This window comes from Sodalis sp. RH24, from assembly GCF_047324145.1.
GTDB lineage: Bacteria > Pseudomonadota > Gammaproteobacteria > Enterobacterales > Enterobacteriaceae > Acerihabitans.
In genome coordinates, this window is record NZ_CP178729.1 from 5,274,950 (window position 1) to 5,295,315 (window position 20,366).

The window sequence follows — 20,366 nt, forward strand, 5'->3', positions numbered from 1 at the left end:
CACCCGAGACGCATTTTGATTAACGCCCGCGCTATTGCGGGCCACACTTGAGCATGCTGACTATGGCTACCATTCATGTAGACGGCAAAGAATACGAGGTTAAGGGGTCGGACAACCTGTTGCAGGCATGTCTTACCCTGGGTCTCGATATTCCTTATTTTTGCTGGCATCCGGCGCTGGGCAGCGTCGGCGCTTGCCGCCAGTGCGCGGTCAAGCAATATCAAAACGCCGAGGATACGCGCGGCCGGCTAGTGATGTCGTGCATGACGCCGGCGTCGGACGGTACCTTTATCTCCATCGATGATGAAGAGGCGCAACAGTTCCGTAAAAGCGTGGTGGAGTGGCTGATGACCAACCACCCCCACGATTGCCCGGTGTGCGAGGAGGGCGGCAACTGCCATCTGCAGGACATGACGGTCATGACCGGCCAGAATTTCCGCCGTTACCGGTTTACCAAGCGCACCCACCGCAACCAGAACCTCGGCCCGTTTATCTCCCACGAGATGAACCGCTGCATCGCCTGCTACCGCTGCGTCCGCTACTATAAGGATTATGCCGACGGCACCGATCTGGGCGTCTACGGCGCCCACGATAACGTCTACTTCGGCCGTCCCGAGGACGGCACGCTGGAAAGCGAGTTCTCCGGCAACCTGGTGGAAGTGTGCCCGACCGGGGTGTTCACCGATAAAACCCATTCCGAACGCTACAACCGCAAATGGGATATGCAATTCGCGCCCAGCATTTGCCAGCAGTGCAGCGTGGGGTGCAATACCAGCCCCGGCGAGCGTTACGGCGAGCTGCGGCGCATTGAAAACCGCTTTAACGGCAGCGTTAACCACTACTTCCTGTGCGATCGCGGCCGTTTCGGTTACGGTTACGTCAATCTCAAGGATCGTCCGCGCCATCCGCTGCAGCGCCGCGGCGACGACTGGATCGCCCTGAACGCCGAACAGGCGATGCAGGGCGCGGCCGACGCGTTGCGCCACGCCAAGAAGATGATCGGCATCGGCTCTGCGCGCGCCAGTGTGGAAAGCAATTTCGCGCTGCGTGAACTGGTGGGCGCCGCCAATTTCTATACCGGCATCTCCGGCGCCGAGCAGGCGCGGCTGGCCCTGATGCTGGACGTGCTGCGCAACGGCGGCGTGCATACCCCGTCGCTGCGCGAAATGGAAAGTTACGACGCGGTGCTGGTGCTGGGCGAGGATTTAACCCAGACCGGCGCGCGCATCGCCCTGGCGGTACGCCAGGCGGTGAAGGGCAAGACCCGTGAAATGGCCGCGGCGCAAAAAGTCGCCGACTGGCAGATTGCCGCCATCCAGACCATCGGCCAGCATGCCCGCCATCCGCTGTTTGTCACCAGCGTCGATCGCACCAAGCTTGACGATATCGCCGCCTGGACCTATTGCGCCCCGGTGGAGGATCAGGCGCGCCTGGGCTTTGCCGTCGCCCACGCGCTGGACGACAGCGCCCCGGCGGTGGAGGGCCTGGATGACGAGTTGCGCGCCAGGATTGATGTGATCGTGCAGGCCCTGGCGGGCAGCCGCAAGCCGTTGATCGTCTCCGGCAGCAACGCCGGCAGCGAGGCGGTGATTGCCGCCGCCGCTAACGTCGCCCGCGCGCTGAAAGGCCGCGGCGCCGACGTCGGTATAACCTTCGTGGCGTCAAGCGCCAACAGCATGGGACTGGCGCTGATGGGCGGCGGTACTCTGGACCAGGCGCTGGAACAGCTTGAGCAGGGCGCGGCGGACAGCGCGATCGTGCTGGAAAACGATCTGTACCGCCACGCGCCGGCCCAGCGGGTGGACGCGGCGCTGGCCAAAACCGTCAATCTTATCGTGCTCGATCATCAGCGCACCGCCATCATGGATAAGGCCAACCTGATCCTGCCGGCGGCCAGCTTTGCCGAAAGCGACGGTACGCTTATCAACCAGGAAGGCCGCGCGCAGCGCTTCTTCCAGGTATACGACCCGGCCTACTATGATGCCGAGACCATTATGCTGGAGAGCTGGCGCTGGCTGCATTCGCTGCACTCCACCTACCTGGATCGCCACGTGGACTGGACCCAGTTCGATCATATCATCAGCGCCTGCGCCGAGACGCTGCCGCAGCTGGCCGGGATCAAAGAGGCCGCGCCCGATGCCGGTTTCCGCGTCAGCGGCCAGAAGCTGGCCCGCGAGCCGCACCGCTACAGCGGTCGCACCGCGATGCGCGCCAACATCGACGTGCACGAGCCGCGCCAGCCCCAGGACAAGGACACCATGTTCGCGTTCTCCATGGAAGGCAACAGCAGCCCCCAGGGCATGAGCAAGCAGGTGGCCTTCGCCTGGGCGCCGGGCTGGAACTCCCCGCAGGCCTGGAATAAATTCCAGGCGGAAGTGGGCGGACACCTGCGCCACGGCGATCCCGGCGTACGGCTGCTGGAAGCGGGCGAGGGCCGTATGGACTGGTTCACCGACGTGCCGGCGGCGTTTGTCGCCCCGGTCGACGGCCAGTGGCGCGTGGCGCCGTACTACCATCTGTTCGGCAGCGAGGAAACCTCCCAACGCGCCGCGGTGATTCAGGAGCGCATGCCGCAGCCTTACGTGGCGGTAAGCCGCCAGGACGCCGAGCGGCTGGGCGTCAACAGCGGCACGCTGTTGGAATTCACCTGCGCCGGGCAGTCGCTGCGCCTGCCGGTCAGGTTCAGCGACGCCCTGGCGGCCGGTCAGGTGGGCCTGCCGTTGGGCCTGCCCGGCATTCCGCCGGTGTGGGTAGGACAACGCGTTGAAAACCTGCGGGAGGCCGCGTTATGAGTTGGTTAACATCGGACGTGATTGACATCATTCTGACGGTACTGAAAGCGGTGGTGATCCTGCTGGTGGTCGTCACCTGCGGCGCCTACATGAGCTTTGCCGAACGCCGGCTGCTGGGCCTGTTCCAGAACCGCTACGGACCCAACCGGGTCGGCTGGGGCGGTTCGCTCCAGCTGGTGGCGGATATGCTGAAAATGTTTTTCAAGGAAGACTGGGTCCCGCCGTTTTCCGATCGCATGATCTTCACCCTGGCGCCGGTTATCGCCTTTACCGCCCTGCTGGTGTCTTTTACGGTGATCCCGGTCAGCCCGACCTGGGTGGTCTCGGATTTGAATATCGGCGTGCTGTTCTTCCTGATGATGGCGGGCCTGGCGGTGTACGCGGTGCTGTTCGCCGGCTGGTCGAGCAATAATAAATACTCGCTGCTCGGCGCCATGCGCGCCTCGGCCCAGACCCTCAGCTACGAGGTCTTCCTGGGCTTGTCCCTGATGGGCGTGGTGGCGCGCGCCGGTTCGTTCAGTCTCGGCGATATCGTCGCCTCCCAGGCCCATCTGTGGAATATCATTCCGCAGTTCTTCGGTTTCGCCACCTTTGTGCTGGCGGGCATCGCGGTCTGCCACCGGCATCCGTTCGACCAGCCGGAAGCGGAACAGGAACTGGCCGACGGCTACCATATCGAATATTCGGGCATGAAATTCGGCCTGTTTTTTGTCGGCGAATATATCGGCATCGTCACGGTGTCGGCCCTTATCGTCACGCTGTTTTTCGGCGGCTGGCAGGGGCCGTTTTTACCGCCGTTCATCTGGTTTGCCATTAAAACCGCCTTCTTCATGATGATGTTCATCCTGATCCGCGCGGCGCTGCCCCGTCCGCGCTATGACCAGGTGATGTCGTTCGGCTGGACAATCTGCCTGCCGTTAACGCTGCTGAACCTGCTGGCGACGGCGGCGGTCATTTTGTACAACGCTCAATGAGGGGTGAATAAACCATGACGTTAAAAGAATTAGTGTATGGTGCCGGCACCCAGCTACGCAGTATCTGGATGATCGGCATGCAGGCGTTCAGCAAGCGTGAAACGCTGATGTATCCCGATGTGCCGGTCAATACGGCGCCGCGTTTTCGCGGCCGCATCGTACTGACGCGCGACCCGGACGGCGAAGAGCGCTGCGTGGCCTGTAACCTGTGCGCGGTGGCGTGCCCGGTGGCCTGCATTTCCCTGCAGAAAGCCGAGACCGCGGACGGACGCTGGTATCCGGAGTTTTTTCGCATCAACTTTTCGCGCTGCATTTTCTGCGGCCTGTGCGAAGAGGCGTGTCCGACCACGGCTATCCAACTGACCCCGGATTTTGAAATGGGTGAGTACCGGCGCCAGGATCTGGTTTATGAAAAAGAAAATCTGCTGATTTCGGGGCCGGGTAAATATCCGGAATATAATTTTTACCGCATGGCCGGTATGGCGATCGACGGGAAAGATAAGGGCGAAGCGGAAAACGAAGCCAAACCCATTGACGTCAAAGGTTTGCTGCCCTAAGGAGTTAAGCATGGAAGTCGCTTTTTATTTGTCAGGCCTGGTGGCGATACTGGCAACCCTGCGGGTTATCACCCATACCCACCCGGTGCACGCATTGCTTTACCTGATTGTCTCGCTGCTGGCTATCGCCTGCGTATTCTTTGCGCTCGGGGCCTATTTCGCCGGCGCGCTGGAAATCATCGTCTACGCCGGCGCCATCATGGTGCTGTTCGTGTTCGTGGTGATGATGCTTAATCTCGGCGCCGCCGACCAGCGGCGCGAACGCGGCTGGCTTGCCCCGTCCGCCTGGGTCGGGCCGGGCATACTGTCGCTGCTGTTGCTGGCGATCCTGATCCGGGCCATTTACGGCGTGCCCGATCACGGCATATCGGGTGAGGTGATCAGCGCCAAGGCGGTGGGCATCGCGTTGTTCGGACCTTACGTCCTGGCGGTGGAGCTGGCGTCCATGCTGCTGCTGGCCGGGCTGGTGGTGGCGTTCCATCTCGGGCGTGAAGATCGCGAGGGCGATGCGCTGCCCAAGGGACCCAAGCTGCCCGATGGCATAAAAAGAAAACCGGAGGAGCAGGCATGATCCCGTTAACGCACGGACTCATTTTGGCCGCCATTCTGTTTGTACTGGGTTTGACGGGCATGCTCATCCGCCGCAACCTGCTGTTTATGCTGCTGGGGCTGGAAATCATGATTAACGCCTCCGCCCTGGCGTTTATCGTTGCCGGCAGCTACTGGGGACAGGCCGACGGACAGGTCATGTATATCCTGGCCATTAGCCTCGGCGCCGCCGAGGCCAGCATCGGCCTGGCGCTGCTGCTGCAGCTGCATCGCCGCCGCCAATCCCTGAATATCGATAACGTCAGCGAGATGCACGGATGAACCTACTCTATTTAACTATTCTGTTTCCCCTGGTGGGGTATCTGCTGCTGGCGTTTTCACGGGGACGCTGGTCGGAAAACCTGTCGGCCCTGGTGGGCGTCGGCGCCGTCGGCCTGGCCGCGCTGACCACGGCCTGGGTAGCGGTTGATTTTCTCGGCACGCGGGAAAGCGCGGCGGCGGTATTCAACCAGCCGCTGTGGACCTGGATGACGGTGGGCAAGTTTAATATCGCCTTTACCCTGTCGCTGGACGGCCTGGCGCTGACCATGCTGTCGGTGGTGACCGGGGTCGGTTTCCTGATCCATCTGTTTGCCTCCTGGTATATGCGCGGCGAAGAAGGTTATTCGCGCTTTTTTGCCTATACCAACCTCTTTATCGCCAGCATGGTATTGCTGGTGCTGGCCGATAACCTGCTGCTGATGTATCTCGGCTGGGAAGGGGTGGGGCTGTGCAGCTACCTGCTGATTGGTTTCTATTATAAAGAATCCAAAAACGGCGCGGCGGCGATGAAAGCCTTTATCGTCACCCGCGTCGGCGACGTGCTGCTGGCGTTTGCCCTGTTTATCCTGTATTCGGAACTGGGCACGCTGAATTTCCGCGAGCTGATGGTACTGGCGCCGCAGCATCTGGCGGTGGGCTCCACGGCCATCACCTGGGCGACGCTGATGCTGCTTGGCGGCGCGGTGGGTAAATCGGCGCAGCTGCCGCTGCAAACCTGGCTGGCGGACGCCATGGCCGGCCCGACCCCGGTGTCGGCGCTGATCCACGCCGCCACCATGGTCACGGCCGGCGTATACCTGATCGCCCGTACCCACGGACTGTTCCTGATGGCGCCCGAGGTCTTGCACCTGGTGGGCATCATCGGCGCGGTTACCCTGGTGCTGGCCGGTTTCGCCGCGCTGGTCCAGACCGATATCAAGCGGGTGCTGGCCTACTCCACCATGAGCCAGATCGGCTACATGTTCCTGGCGCTGGGCGTGCAGGCCTGGGATGCGGCCATTTTCCACCTGATGACCCATGCGTTCTTCAAGGCGCTGCTGTTCCTGTCCTCCGGTTCGGTTATCCTGGCCTGCCACCACGAGCAGAATATCTTCAAGATGGGCGGGCTGCGCAAGTCCATCCCGCTGGTCTATATCTGCTTCCTGGTGGGGGGCGCGGCCCTGGCGGCGCTGCCCGTGATTACCGCCGGTTTCTACAGTAAAGACGAAATCCTGTGGGGCGCGCTGGCGAACGGCCATTTCAACCTGATGCTGGCTGGGCTGGCGGGCGCGCTGCTGACCTCCCTCTATACCTTCCGCATGATCTTTATCGTGTTCCACGGCAAGGAGCAGATCAAGGCCCATGCCGGCAAAGGCATCAGCCATCACCTGCCCCTGCTGGTGCTGCTGGTGCTGTCCACCTTTATCGGCGCGCTGATTACGCCGCCTTTGGCGGGCGTGCTGCCGGACAGCCACCTGGGTGAAGAGGGCAAGATCACCCTGGAGATTGTCTCCGGCGTGGTGGTGATCCTCGGTATTCTGCTCGCCGCCGGGCTGTATCTCGGCAAGCGCCGCTTGGTGCATGCCGTGGCCGCCAGCGCCCCGGGACGGTTCTTCACCGTCTGGTGGTTTAACGCCTGGGGCTTCGACTGGCTGTATGACAAAGTGTTTGTCAGGCCGTACCTGGGCGTTGCCCGGCTGCTGCAAAGCGATCCGCTGAACAGCCTGATGAGCGTGCCGGCGGTGCTGGCGCGCTGGGCCGGACACGGGCTGACGCTTAGCGAGAACGGCCAGTTGCGCTGGTATGCGGCATCCATGAGTCTGGGCGCCGTGATTGTGGTGGCGCTGTTGATATTCGTGTAAACGGCGGCGGCGTTAAATGACACGCGCGGGGCGGGAAGAACACCGGCATCATGTCTTCTCCCGCCAGTAGGTAAGTTTTCAGGTTTTTTTCAATTTAGGGATGCACAACGCCATGCTACTACCTTGGCTAATACTTTTCCCCTTCATTGGCGGTCTGCTGTGTTGGCAATGCGAGCGCTTCGGTACCAAGGTGCCGCGCTGGATAGCCTTGATCGCCATGGGGCTGACTCTGGCGCTCTCCCTGCAGCTGTGGCTGCAGGGCGGGTATTCACTGGTTTCGGCGCAGGGCCTGCCGCAGTGGCAATCCGAGTTTGTGCTGCCGTGGATACCGCGTTTCGGTATCTCGTTCCGCCTGGCGCTGGACGGTCTGTCCCTGCTGATGGTGGTGCTGACCGGCCTGCTGGGCGTGCTGGCCATTCTCTGTTCGTGGCGTGAAATCCAGCGCTACCAGGGCTTTTTCCATCTTAATCTGCTGTGGATCCTGGGCGGCGTCATCGGCGTGTTCCTGGCCATCGACATGTTCCTGTTTTTCTTTTTCTGGGAAATGATGTTGGTGCCGATGTACTTCCTGATTGCCCTGTGGGGCCATAAGGCCTCCGACGGCAAGACGCGCATCACCGCCGCCACCAAGTTCTTTATCTATACCCAGTCCAGCGGGCTGGTGATGCTGGTGGCGATCCTGGCGCTGGTGCTGGTGCATTATCATGCCACCGACGTCTGGACCTTCAATTACGAAGACCTGCTGCATACCCCGATGTCGTCGCTGGTGCAGTACCTGCTGATGCTGGGCTTCTTTATCGCCTTCGCGGTGAAAATGCCGGTGGTGCCGCTGCACGGCTGGCTGCCGGACGCCCATAGCCAGGCGCCTACCGCCGGTTCGGTCGACTTGGCGGGCATCCTGCTGAAAACCGCCGCCTACGGCATGCTGCGCTTTTGCCTGCCGCTGTTCCCCGAGGCGTCCCACCAGTTCGCGCCCATTGCCATGTGGCTGGGCGTGGTGGGCATTTTCTACGGCGCCTGGATGGCGTTTGCCCAGACCGATATCAAGCGCCTGATTGCCTATACCAGCGTTTCCCATATGGGGTTTGTGCTGATTGCCATCTACACCGGCAGCCAGCTGGCCTACCAGGGCGCGGTGGTGCAGATGATCGCCCACGGCCTGTCCGCCGCCGGGATGTTTATTATCTGCGGCCAGCTGTATGAACGTCTGCATACCCGCGATATGCGCCAGATGGGCGGACTATGGGGACGGATAAAATTCATTCCCGCGCTGTCGCTGTTCTTTGCGGTGGCGACGCTTGGGATGCCGGGTACCGGCAACTTTGTCGGCGAGTTCCTGATCCTGTTCGGCAGTTTCCCGGTGGTGCCGGTGATTACGGTTATTTCCACCTTCGGCCTGGTTTTTGCCTCGGTGTATTCGTTGATTATGATGCAGCGCGCTTATTACGGTCCGGCGAAATCGCAGGAACCCTTGCCGGGCATGACGATGCGCGAGCTGTTGATCATTATGCTGCTGGTGGTGCTGCTGGTGTTGCTGGGCTTCTTCCCGCAGGCGGTGCTGCAAACGTCCGACGCGGCAATGAGCAACGTTCAGCACTGGTTCTCGCTAAACGCAGCAGGATCAGCTGTTTCAACTCTAACAACAAGGCCGTAATTCGCCATGACAATAACTCCTCAACAACTGATCGCACTGTTACCGCTGTTGATCGTCGGATTGACGGTGGTGGTTGTGATGCTGTGCATTGCGTGGCGACGCAACCACTTTGTCAATGCCACCCTGACCGTTATCGGTCTGAACCTGGCTTTACTGTCGCTGTTTTTTGTCGGCCAGGCCGGCCCGATGGATGTGACGCCGCTTATCCGCGCCGACGGCTATTCGATGTTCTATACCGCGCTGGTCCTGGCGGCGAGCCTGGCCACCAGCACCTTCGCCTATCCGTGGCTGGCGGGCTACCCCGGCAACCGCGATGAGTTTTACCTGCTGGTGCTGATTGCCGCCATGGGCGGCATCCTGCTGGCCGGCGCCAATCATCTGGCCTCGATGTTCCTGGGTATCGAGCTCATTTCCCTGCCGCTGTTCGGCCTGATAGGGTATGCCTACCGGCAAAAGCGCTCGCTGGAAGCCAGCCTGAAATACACCCTGTTGTCCGCCGCCGCCTCGTCGTTCCTGCTGTTCGGCATGGCGCTGGTCTATGCCGACACCGGCGCCCTGGGTTTTGGCGCGCTGGGACAGCGTCTGGACGACGCCATGCTGCACCAGCCGCTGTTGCTGGCGGGGCTGGGCATGATGATTGTCGGCCTGGGCTTCAAGCTGTCGCTGGTGCCGTTCCACCTGTGGACGCCGGATGTGTACCAGGGCGCGCCCGCGCCGGTGTCCACCTTCCTGGCCACCGCCAGCAAGGTGGCGATTTTCGCCGTGCTGATGCGCCTGTTCCTCTATACGCCGGTGGTGAATAGCGACGCGCTGCGCCTGGCGCTGGCCATTATCGCCTTCTGCTCCATTATGTTCGGCAACCTGATGGCCATCGGCCAGACCAATATCAAGCGCCTGCTGGGGTATTCCTCCATTGCCCATCTGGGCTATCTGACGGTGGGTCTGATTGCGGTACAGGCCCATCAGCTGGCCATGGAGGCGGTGGGCGTTTACCTGGCCGGCTACCTGTTCAGCAGCCTGGGCGCCTTCGGCGTGGTCAGCCTGATGTCCAGCCCCTACAGCGGTCCGGATGCCGACTCGCTGTTCTCCTATCGCGGCCTGTTCTGGCACAAACCGATTTTATCGGCGGTAATGACGGTGATGATGCTGTCGCTGGCCGGCATCCCGATGACCCTGGGTTTTATCGGTAAATTCTATATCATGGCGGCCGGCGTCGGCGCGCACCTGTGGTGGCTGACCGGCACCGTGGTGCTCGGCAGCGCTATCGGCCTGTACTATTACCTGCGCGTGATGGTCAGCCTGTATCTCAGCCCGCCGGAAAGATTGCGCCGGGATACGCCGAGCAACTGGGCGCTCACCGCCGGCGGGGTGGTGGTGCTGATCTCCTCCGTGCTGGTGTTGCTGCTGGGTATCTTCCCGCAGCCGCTGATCTCCCTGGTGAGACTGGCGCAGCCGTTGATGTAACACGTTTTTCCCCTCCCGGTTACCGCGGCGGGAGGGCCGCGCGGGGCGGCGGTCGCCATGGCCGTTGCCCGACCCGGCCGTAAACGCGTCTGACTGAATAAACGAAATAGTTCTCGTTAAAAAATGCTTTATTGACCCCCGTCATTGTTTCTTAATGCCATTCGGTGATAATGAAAATAACTCTCATTGACGTTTGGCGTTGGCTCGATGTTCACTTCCGTTTTAAAATACCTTCTCTGCAGCGCTGTCCTGTTCCTGGGCATATCATCCGCCTGGGCGGCCGATGATTACCAGACGTGGGTCACTGATATCCAGGGACGGCTGGACACCACCGCGCGGCTGTATCAGCAGCAGCAGAACGACGCCGCGCGCCGCGAGGTGCAAATGGCCTATTTCGAGGTATTCGAAAATCTCGAGGGGCCGATCCGCATCAATATTTCCGCGCAGAAAAGCTATCAAATGGAAAGCCAGTTCGGCGAGATCCGCCGTCTGATCGGCGAGGGCAGGCCGCTGGCGGAAGTGCAGGATAAAATCAACGGCTTGAAAAATGAATTGACCGGCGTACTGCCGGCATTGTCCGGCGGCCATCAGTTGGTGGCCGCGGGCCAGCATGACGCCTATAGCAATACGCAAATCGCCCTGTACTGGCAGCAAAGTTTTAAAACCATCGACGATCTGCTGGCCGACGCCCTGACGCAATACCAGGCGGGACAATATGCCGCCGCCAGCCAGCGCGTGCAGCAGGCCCATTTCCAGGGCTATAAGAATTCGGAAATGGAAATGTCGGTGCGCAATAACCGCTCCGCCCAGCAGGCGGCCGCCATCAACCAGGAATTTATCGCCCTGATCGCCCTGGCCGCAAAACCCGATCAGATGAATGACCTGTCCTACGGCGTCACCCAGCTATTGCAGGATCTGGAAGACCTGCTGCCGGGCCTGCCCACCACCCGTCCCGACCAGCCGGTGACCGCGCCCGCAGCCAACGCCCCGGCCAGCGCCGCGGCGGGCGGCGACGCCCAGCCCGACGCCAACTGGCGGCAGGTCGGCGACGACATCAACGCCGCGGTGGCCGCCGCCATCGCCCAATATCGCGGCGGACAGGCCAAAGCCGGCATGATGGCGATACAGGACGCGTATTTCGACCGCTTCGAAGCCACCGGCATGGAGAACAAAATCGGTTCGCGCGACGCGGCGTTTAAATCGACGCTGGAAGGCTATTTCACCCGCCTGGTCAGTCTGATGAAAGCCGGCCAGCCGGTCGCCCAGATCCAGGAACAGGCCGACGCGCTCGCGCAAAATCTCACCAAAGCGGTGGAAATGCTGGGCGAGGGCGGCGAAAGCCAGTGGACATTGCTGGTGTACAGCCTGCTTATCATCGTGCGCGAAGGCATGGAGGCATTGTTAATCGTCGCCGCCATCGTGGCCTACCTGGTCAAGAATAAGCATCAGGATAAGCTGCCGCTGATCCGGCAATCGGTTTGGGTTGCCCTGCTGGCAAGCGTGGTCACCGCCGCGCTGTTCCAATGGCTGTTCGCCAACTCCGGCGCCAACCGCGAACTGCTCGAAGGCGTCACCATGATGGTCGCCGTGGTGACGCTGTTCTTTATGAGCTACTGGCTGCTGTCCAAAGTGGAGGCCCGGCACTGGCAGGCCTATCTGGAAGGCAAGCTGACGCTGTCCCTGACCACCGGCTCCCTGGCGGGCCTGTGGTTTACCAGCTTCCTGGCGGTGTACCGCGAAGGCGCGGAGACGGTACTGTTTTATTACGCCCTGGTGGGGGACGCCGGCAATATGGCCGGGCAACTCGCCATCCTGGGCGGTTTCCTGATCGGCTGCGTCATCCTGGTGATGGCGTACCTGCTGATGCGGTATACGGTGGTGAAACTGCCGCTGAAGCCGTTCTTTATGTTTACCGGTACATTTATGTATTTGATGGCCTTTGTTTTTGCCGGTAAAGGGGTACTGGAGTTAATTGAAGGTAAATTATTCGAACCCACGTTATTAAAGGGCGTACCTGAAATAAGCTGGTTGGGGATTTATCCCTATCTGGAGACCCTGGCGCCTCAGGTCGTTTTAGTACTGGCCGCGCTGGTCGCCCTCTGGGTGATGCGCCGGCGCTCCGGTACCCTGATACCAAAACAAGAAACTGTGTGAGCGCACAAAGCAATTTTTTTGATGACTGAGGAATGAGAGTTGATGAAGATGAATAACAGCCTGGCGGCCGTGATGGCCGTTGCCGGTATGACCTGCGCCCCGGCCGTGTTTGCGGCCGAGCATCCGGCGGGTGAAACCGTCACCATGAATGAAATGCAGATTGCTGCGGTCTATTTACAGCCTATCGATATGGAACCGCGCGGCATGGGTTTACCCGCAGCCAAGGCCGATGTTCATCTAGAAGCCGATATCCACGCGGTGGAAGGAAACAAAAACGGTTTCGGCGCCGGCGAATGGATGCCGTACCTGACCATCAGCTACACGCTGGTCAACACCGATTCCGGCGACAAACAGGAAGGCACCTTTATGCCGATGGTCGCCAGCGACGGTCCGCATTACGGCCAGAATGTGAAAATGATGGGCGTGGGCAACTACAAAGTGACCTTCCATATCGAACCGCCGTCAAAAGCCGGCCTTCATCGCCATACCGACGCTGAAACCGGCGTGGGCCGCTGGTGGAAGCCATTCGACGTCAGCTACGATTTTAAATATATCGGCCTGAAATAAATCCGCCGCGCCACGGCTGCCTGGCGGCCGTGGCGGTATTGGCTCTTGTCGCAGCGGCCTGCCGGAGCGCTGCATGACGAAGTGTTTCCGGTTCTGAGTCGTCGTCATGAATTATTTTTTTGTTACCGCCTTGCAAGCTTTCCTGCCGGTGACACTGCTATGCGGATTAAACTGGGCTAACCGCCCCGCGCCATCGGTGCGCGCGCTGGTATGGGTCAACCTGCTGGCGCTGGCGGCCGGTACCCTGGCGGGCGTGCGCCTGCCAGGCGGCCAATCGGTGCAGCTCACGCTGGTTTTCTTGCAACTGGCGGGGCTGGTAGTGTTCCTGGCCTGCCAATTTTCCGTTTCCGCCAGGGTGGGCTACTGCTGGCAAGGCCTGCTGGTGGCCGGCGCGGCGCTGCACTGGAGCAACGATCCCAATTTAAGCGCGTTGACGCCCACGGGCGTCATCAACACCGATTTATTACTTAATCTGAGCGCGGTGGTATTGGCCGTCGCGTTACTGGCGCTGTGCGCGGTGCTGATGGCGATGCTGGTGAAGCGCCTGCCGGCGTGGCGCTGGCCGCTGCTGCTGGCGCTGGCGCTGCTGTTGTTGCTGCCGTTGTGCGGCCAGGCGACGCTACTGTTGATGAAACTGGACGTCCTCGGGCTGACCAAGCCGCGGCTGAGTTTTGTGTCCAACGTCACCAACAGCAACCCCTGGCTCAACTATATCAGCGCCTTGCTGATGGCGGCGCTGCTGGCGGGCTTTATTGCGCCGCTGCTGCGCCTGCGCGGCGGATATCGCCGCCAGGTGGAGCCTATCGCGCGCCGCAAGGCCATCGCGCGCTATCGCAATGCCCGGCGTACCGCCGCAACGCTGCTGGCCGCGCTGCTGGTGGTGGTGGCCGCGCAGCTGTATTGGGATTTGGTGGCCTCGCAGCCGCCGCGCCTGTCGGAAGCGGTGCCCGTGACCCTGGGCGCCGACGGCCAGGTTCATATTCCACTCGAACAGGTGCGCGACGGCAAGCTGCATCGTTTCGTCTGGGTGGCCGAGGACGGCAAGGCGGTGCGTTTCCTGGTGATTAACCGTTATCCCGATCGCCTGCGCCTCGGCGTGGTGTTCGACGCCTGCCTGCTGTGCGGCGACCAGGGGTATGTGATGGAAGGCAACCAGGTGGTGTGCGTGGCCTGCGGAGTGCATATTTTTATCCCCTCCATCGGCAAGGCGGGCGGCTGCAATCCCATACCCATTGACAACTGGCGCAACGACGACCATGAGCTGACCATCGGCAAAGCGGCGCTGGTGGCGGGGGTCAACTATTTTACCACCGTGCTCACCCTGCAGGTGACCGATCCGGTGGACGGCAGCAAACTGACCAATGTCAGCGCCTCCCATAAATACAGTTACGGCGGCAAAATGTACTTTTTTGCCAGTGAAGACACTTACAATCGTTTCCGCGCGCAGCCGGCGCAGTTCGTGCCGGCCGCCGCCGCCGGCAGCGACGAAGCGGAGGGCGAGTAGCTTATGTTGTGGCGTATGTTACGGCAGTCCTGGTGCAGGAATATCCGGCGCAAGTCCCTGGCGGTATTAACGGTGTTCCTGGCCGCCGGGTTGATTTCGGCGCTGCTGGCGGTCTCCATCGATATCGGCGACAAGATGGCGCGCGAGCTGAAATCCTATGGCGCCAATATCCTGATTGAACCGGCGGGCCAGGCGGCGCTGCCCGCGCTGTTTGGCGAGCGGGGCGCTCCCCTGTCGGGGCAGGATCTGATCGACGAGTCCGAATTGCCCAATATCAAGGATATCTTCTGGCGCAACAATATCATCGGCTTTGCCCCGCTGCTTGGCGGCGAAGTGCTGGTCAACGGCGCGCCGGTGCCGGTGCTGGGCACCTTTTTCTCGCAGCCGGTGAATGTGCCCGATGAAACGGATTTTCATACCGGGCAGCAAATTATCAGCCCCTATTGGCGGGTTACCGGTCAATATCCCCATGAACCGGTAACGCGGGAGCAACCGCCCGAAGCGCTGGCGGGCAAGCAGTTGGCGCAGCGCCATGGCTGGCGGCCCGGCGACGTAGTGACGCTGGACGGACCGCACGGCCGGGCCAGCGTGCGCATCAGCGGCGTGCTCGCCAGCGGCGGCGATGAGGAAGGCCGTCTGGTGATGCCCCTGGCCACGGTGCAGCAACTGCTCGGCCTGCCCGGCAAAGTGCAGGCGGTACGGGTCTCGGCGCTGACGGTGCCGGAAAACGATCTTTCCCGCCGGGCCAGGGATAATCTCGACGGACTGACGGCGGAAGAATACGATCTGTGGTATTGCACCGCTTTTGTGTCGTCGATTTCCCATCAGTTGGAAGAGGCGATTTCCGGATCGGTGGTGCATCCTATCTGGCAGGTGGCGGCATCCGAAGGCGTGGTGATTGAAAAAATCCAGCTGCTGCTGGCGGTGGTCACCCTGGCGGCGCTGGCGGCATCGGCCATGGGCATCGCCTCGCTGATGACCAGCACCATTATGGAGCGCGGGCGGGAGATTGGCCTGATGAAGGCCCTCGGCGCCCGCCAGTGGCAAATTATGCTGCTGTTTTACCTGGAAGCGGTAATGAGCGGCGCCCTGGGCGGATTGCTGGGCTGCGTTGCCGGCTGGGGACTGGCGAAAGCCATCGGCCTGATGCTGTTCGGCGTGCCGCTGAGTTTTGCCTGGATTGTGGTGCCGAGCGTGCTGGTGATCGCCATCCTGATTGCCGTGATCGGCACCTGGTTCCCGGCCAGGCGCATCGCCAAACTGTATCCGGTGGAGGTGCTGTATGGCAATTAACATCGTGGCCGCGGCGCCGGGCCGGGGCGGACGGCGCGCCAAACGTCCGTCGGGACTGATGAACAATATGTTCTGGCTGCTGGTGGTGCGGGCGCTGCGGTTGCGGCTGCAACGGGTGGCGGTGGTGTTCGCCGCCCTGACGGTGGGCGCGGCCATCGTGACCGCCATGGCCTCGGTCTATTTTGATATCAACGCCAAGATGAGCCAGGAGCTGCGCACCTTCGGCGCCAATTTTTACCTTGGTCCCGGCCATGGCAACAGCCTGCCGGCGGCCACACTGCAGCCGATTCTGGATCAGGCGCCCAAGGGGCTTATCAATGCGTCCAGCCCGTATTTGTACGGTATGGCCCGCACTGAACTGGAAAAAGTGGTGGTGATGGGCGTCTGGTTCGAGTCGCTGCAACAGCTGGTGCCCTATTGGCAGGTCAAGGGCGACTGGATTGGCGTCAGCTTTGACGACCGGCATGCGATGATCGGCGTGAAACTGGCCGATCGCCTGCACCTGAAGGTAGGCGATCGGGTAACCCTGGTTGACGGCCAGCAGCGCCAGAGCCTGATTATCAAGGGCGTGGTCGAAGCCGGGGACGCCACCGATAATATGCTGATCGTCAACCTGGAGCTGGCGCAGAAATGGCTGCATCAGCCCGGCGCCATCAGTAACGCCATGCTGAGCGTCAATAACGATATCGGTCAGGTGGACGCCTTTGCCGCCCGCTTGCAGCAGCAGTATCCCGACCTGGACGTGCGGCCGATCCTCAAGGTTTCCGCCTCCGAAGGCCAGGTGCTAGATAAGATCAAAGGGCTGATGGGACTGGTGTCGGCGGTGATCCTGATTTTGTCGTCGCTGTGCGTCAATACCACCCTGATGGCCATCGTCGGCGAGCGCTCGCGCGAGTTTGCCCTGCAAAAGGCGCTGGGCGCCAGCGCCGCGGATATCAGCCGGCAAATGCTGGCGGAAACCGGCATCATCGCCCTGGCGGCGGTGCTGGTGGGCAGCGTGTTCGGCTTTATACTGGCGCAGGTGCTGGGACATGCGGTGTTTAACGCCGCCATTGCCCTGCGCGCCCCTGTTTTTCCACTGACGCTGGCGTTATCCCTGCTGGTGGCGGCGGTGGCGGCCATCGTGCCGGTACGGCGTGCGCTGCATGTCGAACCGGCGCTGGTCCTGAAAGGAGAATAACCATGGCATCACCTATCCGGTTGATACAGCCGCAGCCCGCGGCGGAATATGTGATTGAGACCCGCGGCCTGTATAAACGCTTCGGCAAGGTCACGGCGCTGGATGATATCAACATCCGCATCCGCCGCGGGGAGTTCGTGGCCTTTATGGGCGCTTCCGGCTCCGGCAAGACCACCCTGATGAATATCCTCACTTGCCTGGATACCGTGAGCGAAGGCCAGGTGTTGCTGGATGGCGTCGACGCCGCCGCGCTGGACGAGGAGGGGCGGCGCAATTTCCGCGCCGACAAAATCGGCCTGGTATTCCAGCAATTCCACCTGATCCCGTTCCTGACCGCGCTGGAAAACGTCATGCTCGCGCAGCATTATCATAGCGTGGTGGATGAAGGCGCCGCCCGCGCCGTGCTCGACCGGGTCGGCCTGGGCGAACGCGTCGGCCATCTGCCCAGCCAGCTTTCCGGCGGGGAGCAGCAGCGCGTGTGTATCGCCCGGGCGCTGGTCAACGAGCCGCCGGTGATCTTCGCCGACGAGCCGACCGGCAACCTGGATGAGGAAAATGAGCAACGGGTGCTGGACCTGCTGACCGATCTGCATCGCCAGGGCCGCACCATCGTTATGGTCACCCATAACCCCGAACTGGGCCGTTTCGCCGATCGTATCATCCGTTTGCAGCACGGTAAATTCCTGGGCGAGGAGCGAAATCATCATGAGCTGGCATCCCGTGGTTAGGTTGTTTTGCGCGCTGGCCCTGCTTGCCGCCCTGGCGGGATGTAAAGAGCAGCAGGTGGCCATCGGCGCGCCGGCGCCGAAACTGGCGGCGTTCGATCTCAACGGCCAGCCGGCGGCGCTCGATCAATGGCGCGGCAAGCCGGTGTACCTGACGTTTTGGTCCTCCGACTGCGGCGGCTGCGCGGCGGATATGAAACTGCTGCAAAAGCTCACCGACGTCTACGGCGATCGGCTGGTGGTGGTGGCGGTGAACACCGATCCGCAGCAGACCGATATCGCGCCTTTCCTGGCCGCGCTGCAGATCCATTATCCGGTGGTGCGCGATCAGCTGGGCATCACCAGGGAGCGTTACCAGGTGATCGGCACGCCGACGTCCTACCTGCTTAGCGCCGGGGGCACCGTGCTGGAGGCGCATCAGGGTTTGCAGGGCGAGCCGGCACTCGTCGCGATGTTCCAAAATGCACAACGGGATAAATCATGAAGAAGCTTATGCTGGGCATGTTATTACTCTGCGTCAGCGGTACGGCGCTGGCGGACGCCGCGGACGGGGCGCAAAAATATGCCCAGGGCTGCGCCGATTGTCATGGCCGCAAGGCCGACCGGGCGGCGTTCGGCAAAGCGCCGCCGCTGATAACCTTAAGCCGCGAACAGCTGGTAAGCGCGCTCACCGACCGCCGGGACGGCAAGATTGCCACCAGCGGCGCGGAGCAGCGGGCCAAGGCGGCGCTGAGCGATGGCGATATCCAGGGACTGGCGGATTATATCCGCTCCCTCGATCCGCAGGCATCGGCCGCGAAGCCGGCGGTAGCGAATTGATTTTAAGAATGATCTGCCCGTAATTGTTCGCCAGGACGCGCAATTTATGACTATAGTTAGAGTGACGGTCTTTCATCAGAACACGGAGAACAATTATGGTAACCCCGACAGATCCCATCCAACCGCATGAAACTCATGTTGATGATGACGTGCAGTTGCTGTCCGAGACGCTGGAGGAAGTGCTGGCCTATTCCGGCGACAAGGCGGATCAAAAATATGTTGAGCTAAAAACCCGTGCCGAAGCGGCGCTGGAAGAAGTTAAAAAACGCATCAGCCATGCGTCCGATAATTACTATTACCGGGCCAAACAGGCGGTTTACCGCGCCGATGACTATGTGCAGGAAAATCCCTGGCACGGTGTCGGTATCGGGGCGTCCGTCGGCCTGGTGTTCGGGCTGCTGCTGGCCCGTCGCTAAGGTTTCTGTGCCAAGTTATCCGGCTGGCGCGCTCACCAGCCGGTATTTTCCGCCGCCGCGCCGGCGGGAATGAACAAGTCATGCTATTTATTACGCCATTCATCATACTTAATTGCGCTAATCTTTCGTTTTTGCTTCCGTAAACCGTATAATCCATACTCTTAATTAGGTCTTGGGGTAGGGGTCTCTATGCTGACGTTACTCAACTCGGCGCTGCAACAGCATATTGATGCCGGCATCTCCGCTGGGCCCGGCCTGTATCAGATTGCGCTTCCCTGGACTCCCGGCAGCCATGTGCCGATGCTTGACTGGCTGCATGCCACCCCGCTGTATCCCCAATTCTACTGGCAGCATCGCGACGGCGCGCAGGAAGCGGCGGCAGGCGGCGGCCTGCGCATCTTCGATCGCCTGAGCAAGGCGCGGGACTTTATGGCGGCCCATAGCACGGCCTGGCCTGCGCTGCGCCTTTGGGGCATCAATGCCTTCGGCGGTGAAGACGATAGCGACGCCGGCGATGATGACAACGGCGCCGGCCGCGGCGGCGAGCCGGAAAGCTGCCTGTTTTTGCCGCGCCTGACCTGGGAGCGCGACGGGGCGTCACACCGGCTGGTGCTGAACCTGGCAAGCGATGTTTCCCTGCGCGACGACGCCAGGCGGTGCCTGGCCTGGCTGCAGCAGGCCGCGCCCGCAGCACCCCTGGCGCCCTGGTCGGCGCAACTGCGCGAAGAGGTGCACGAGCCGGAACACGCCCGTTGGCGAATGATGGTCTCCCAGGCCCTGGCCGCCTTTGGCCAGGGCGGATTAACCAAGGTGGTGTTGGCCCGCCGCACCCGGCTCGGCTTTAAAGGCCACCTCGACCCTCACGCCCTGATGGCGGCCAGCCGTCGGGTCAATCTCGATTGCTATCACTATATGCTGGCCTGGTCGGCGCAGCGGGCGTTTTTGGGCTCCAGTCCCGAGCGGCTTTACCTGCGGCGCCAGGAAATGCTGGATACCGAGGCGCTGGCCGGCACGGTGGCTACCCGGAGCCCCACGGCCAATGCCGGGCAACTGGCGCGCTGGCTGATGAACGATGATAAAAACCAGCGGGAAAACCTGCTGGTGGTCGACGATATTTGCCAGCGGCTGCAGGAGGCGGCGGTGACGCTCGACGTCATGCCGCCGGAGATCGTGCGGCTGCGCACCGTGCAGCATTTGCGCCGCGCCATTACTGCGCGCCTGGACTGCCGCGATGATGTCCGCTGTCTGGCCATGCTGCAGCCCACCGCCGCGGTGGCGGGGTTGCCGCGCGACGTCGCCCGCGCCTTTATCGCCCGCCACGAGCCGTTCGACCGGCAATGGTATGCGGGCTCGGCCGGCTATCTCTCGGATGCGCAGACGGAATTTTGCGTGACCCTGCGCTGTGCGCTGATGGAGCGGGAGTCGCTCTGGCTTTATGCCGGGGCAGGCATTGTCGAGGGATCGGATGCGGATCGGGAATGGCAGGAAGTGAACAACAAGGCCGCCGGGCTCAGGACCCTGTTTACCGGCGACCAAGCCGTCGCGCCGAATTAAGG

General features: G+C 61.6%; 18 protein-coding genes. All 18 read left to right on the top strand.

Features of this window, described 5'->3' with window-relative positions; genetic code table 11:
* Positions 1–62: 62 nt before the first annotated feature.
* The 18 genes from nuoG (at position 63) to menF (ending at position 20,364) form a co-directional block, all read left to right on the top strand.
* Positions 63–2,792, top strand: coding sequence for an NADH-quinone oxidoreductase subunit NuoG (nuoG, locus tag ACL2XG_RS24015; protein WP_413723335.1), 2,730 nt, complete (start codon positions 63–65; stop codon positions 2,790–2,792).
* Positions 2,789–3,766, top strand: a complete 978-nt coding sequence (gene nuoH / locus ACL2XG_RS24020; protein WP_410014210.1) for an NADH-quinone oxidoreductase subunit NuoH — start codon at positions 2,789–2,791, stop codon at positions 3,764–3,766. Before nuoG ends, nuoH begins: the two co-directional genes overlap by 4 nt.
* A 14-nt stretch (positions 3,767–3,780) precedes the next feature.
* Complete coding sequence (nuoI, locus tag ACL2XG_RS24025) at positions 3,781–4,323, top strand: NADH-quinone oxidoreductase subunit NuoI (RefSeq protein WP_410014211.1); 543 nt, start codon at positions 3,781–3,783, stop codon at positions 4,321–4,323.
* Positions 4,324–4,333: 10 nt separating this feature from the next.
* Positions 4,334–4,894: an NADH-quinone oxidoreductase subunit J gene (gene nuoJ / locus ACL2XG_RS24030; RefSeq protein WP_410014212.1), complete on the top strand. Its 561-nt coding sequence runs from the start codon at positions 4,334–4,336 to the stop codon at positions 4,892–4,894.
* Complete coding sequence (nuoK, locus tag ACL2XG_RS24035) at positions 4,891–5,193, top strand: NADH-quinone oxidoreductase subunit NuoK (RefSeq protein WP_162367989.1); 303 nt, start codon at positions 4,891–4,893, stop codon at positions 5,191–5,193. Before nuoJ ends, nuoK begins: the two co-directional genes overlap by 4 nt.
* Positions 5,190–7,034, top strand: coding sequence for an NADH-quinone oxidoreductase subunit L (nuoL, locus tag ACL2XG_RS24040; RefSeq protein WP_410014213.1), 1,845 nt, complete (start codon positions 5,190–5,192; stop codon positions 7,032–7,034). The genes nuoK and nuoL overlap by 4 nt, the downstream gene beginning before the upstream one ends.
* A gap of 112 nt (positions 7,035–7,146) precedes the next feature.
* The gene (nuoM, locus tag ACL2XG_RS24045) at positions 7,147–8,688 is read left to right on the top strand and encodes an NADH-quinone oxidoreductase subunit M (protein WP_410014214.1); all 1,542 of its coding nucleotides are present in this window, start codon (positions 7,147–7,149) and stop codon (positions 8,686–8,688) included.
* 6 nt (positions 8,689–8,694) lie between these two features.
* A complete protein-coding gene (gene nuoN / locus ACL2XG_RS24050) occupies positions 8,695–10,152 on the top strand; it encodes an NADH-quinone oxidoreductase subunit NuoN (protein ID WP_410014215.1) in 1,458 nt (485 codons plus the stop codon).
* A 207-nt stretch (positions 10,153–10,359) separates the two neighbouring features.
* Positions 10,360–12,306 (top strand): FTR1 family iron permease, encoded by a 1,947-nt coding sequence (locus ACL2XG_RS24055; RefSeq protein ID WP_413723334.1) that lies wholly within the window; start codon positions 10,360–10,362, stop codon positions 12,304–12,306.
* A 42-nt stretch (positions 12,307–12,348) separates the two neighbouring features.
* Entirely contained in the window at positions 12,349–12,873 is a 525-nt protein-coding gene (locus ACL2XG_RS24060) for an iron transporter (protein ID WP_410014217.1), read from the top strand.
* A gap of 106 nt (positions 12,874–12,979) precedes the next feature.
* Positions 12,980–14,377: a Fe-S-containing protein gene (locus tag ACL2XG_RS24065; RefSeq protein ID WP_413723333.1), complete on the top strand. Its 1,398-nt coding sequence runs from the start codon at positions 12,980–12,982 to the stop codon at positions 14,375–14,377.
* Positions 14,378–14,380: 3 nt separating this feature from the next.
* On the top strand, positions 14,381–15,670 hold the full coding sequence (locus tag ACL2XG_RS24070; RefSeq protein ID WP_410014219.1) for an ABC transporter permease: 1,290 nt from the start codon (positions 14,381–14,383) through the stop codon (positions 15,668–15,670).
* 67 nt (positions 15,671–15,737) lie between these two features.
* Positions 15,738–16,850: an ABC transporter permease gene (locus ACL2XG_RS24075; RefSeq protein ID WP_413723473.1), complete on the top strand. Its 1,113-nt coding sequence runs from the start codon at positions 15,738–15,740 to the stop codon at positions 16,848–16,850.
* 2 nt (positions 16,851–16,852) lie between these two features.
* Complete coding sequence (locus ACL2XG_RS24080; RefSeq protein ID WP_413723332.1) at positions 16,853–17,578, top strand: ABC transporter ATP-binding protein; 726 nt, start codon at positions 16,853–16,855, stop codon at positions 17,576–17,578.
* Entirely contained in the window at positions 17,556–18,059 is a 504-nt protein-coding gene (locus ACL2XG_RS24085; RefSeq protein WP_410014221.1) for a TlpA family protein disulfide reductase, read from the top strand. Before ACL2XG_RS24080 ends, ACL2XG_RS24085 begins: the two co-directional genes overlap by 23 nt.
* The gene (locus ACL2XG_RS24090) at positions 18,056–18,394 is read left to right on the top strand and encodes a c-type cytochrome (protein ID WP_410014222.1); all 339 of its coding nucleotides are present in this window, start codon (positions 18,056–18,058) and stop codon (positions 18,392–18,394) included. Before ACL2XG_RS24085 ends, ACL2XG_RS24090 begins: the two co-directional genes overlap by 4 nt.
* A 95-nt stretch (positions 18,395–18,489) precedes the next feature.
* Positions 18,490–18,810: a stress response protein ElaB gene (gene elaB / locus ACL2XG_RS24095; RefSeq protein WP_410014223.1), complete on the top strand. Its 321-nt coding sequence runs from the start codon at positions 18,490–18,492 to the stop codon at positions 18,808–18,810.
* 189 nt (positions 18,811–18,999) lie between these two features.
* Complete coding sequence (gene menF / locus ACL2XG_RS24100; RefSeq protein ID WP_413723331.1) at positions 19,000–20,364, top strand: isochorismate synthase MenF; 1,365 nt, start codon at positions 19,000–19,002, stop codon at positions 20,362–20,364.
* Positions 20,365–20,366 lie beyond the last annotated feature (2 nt).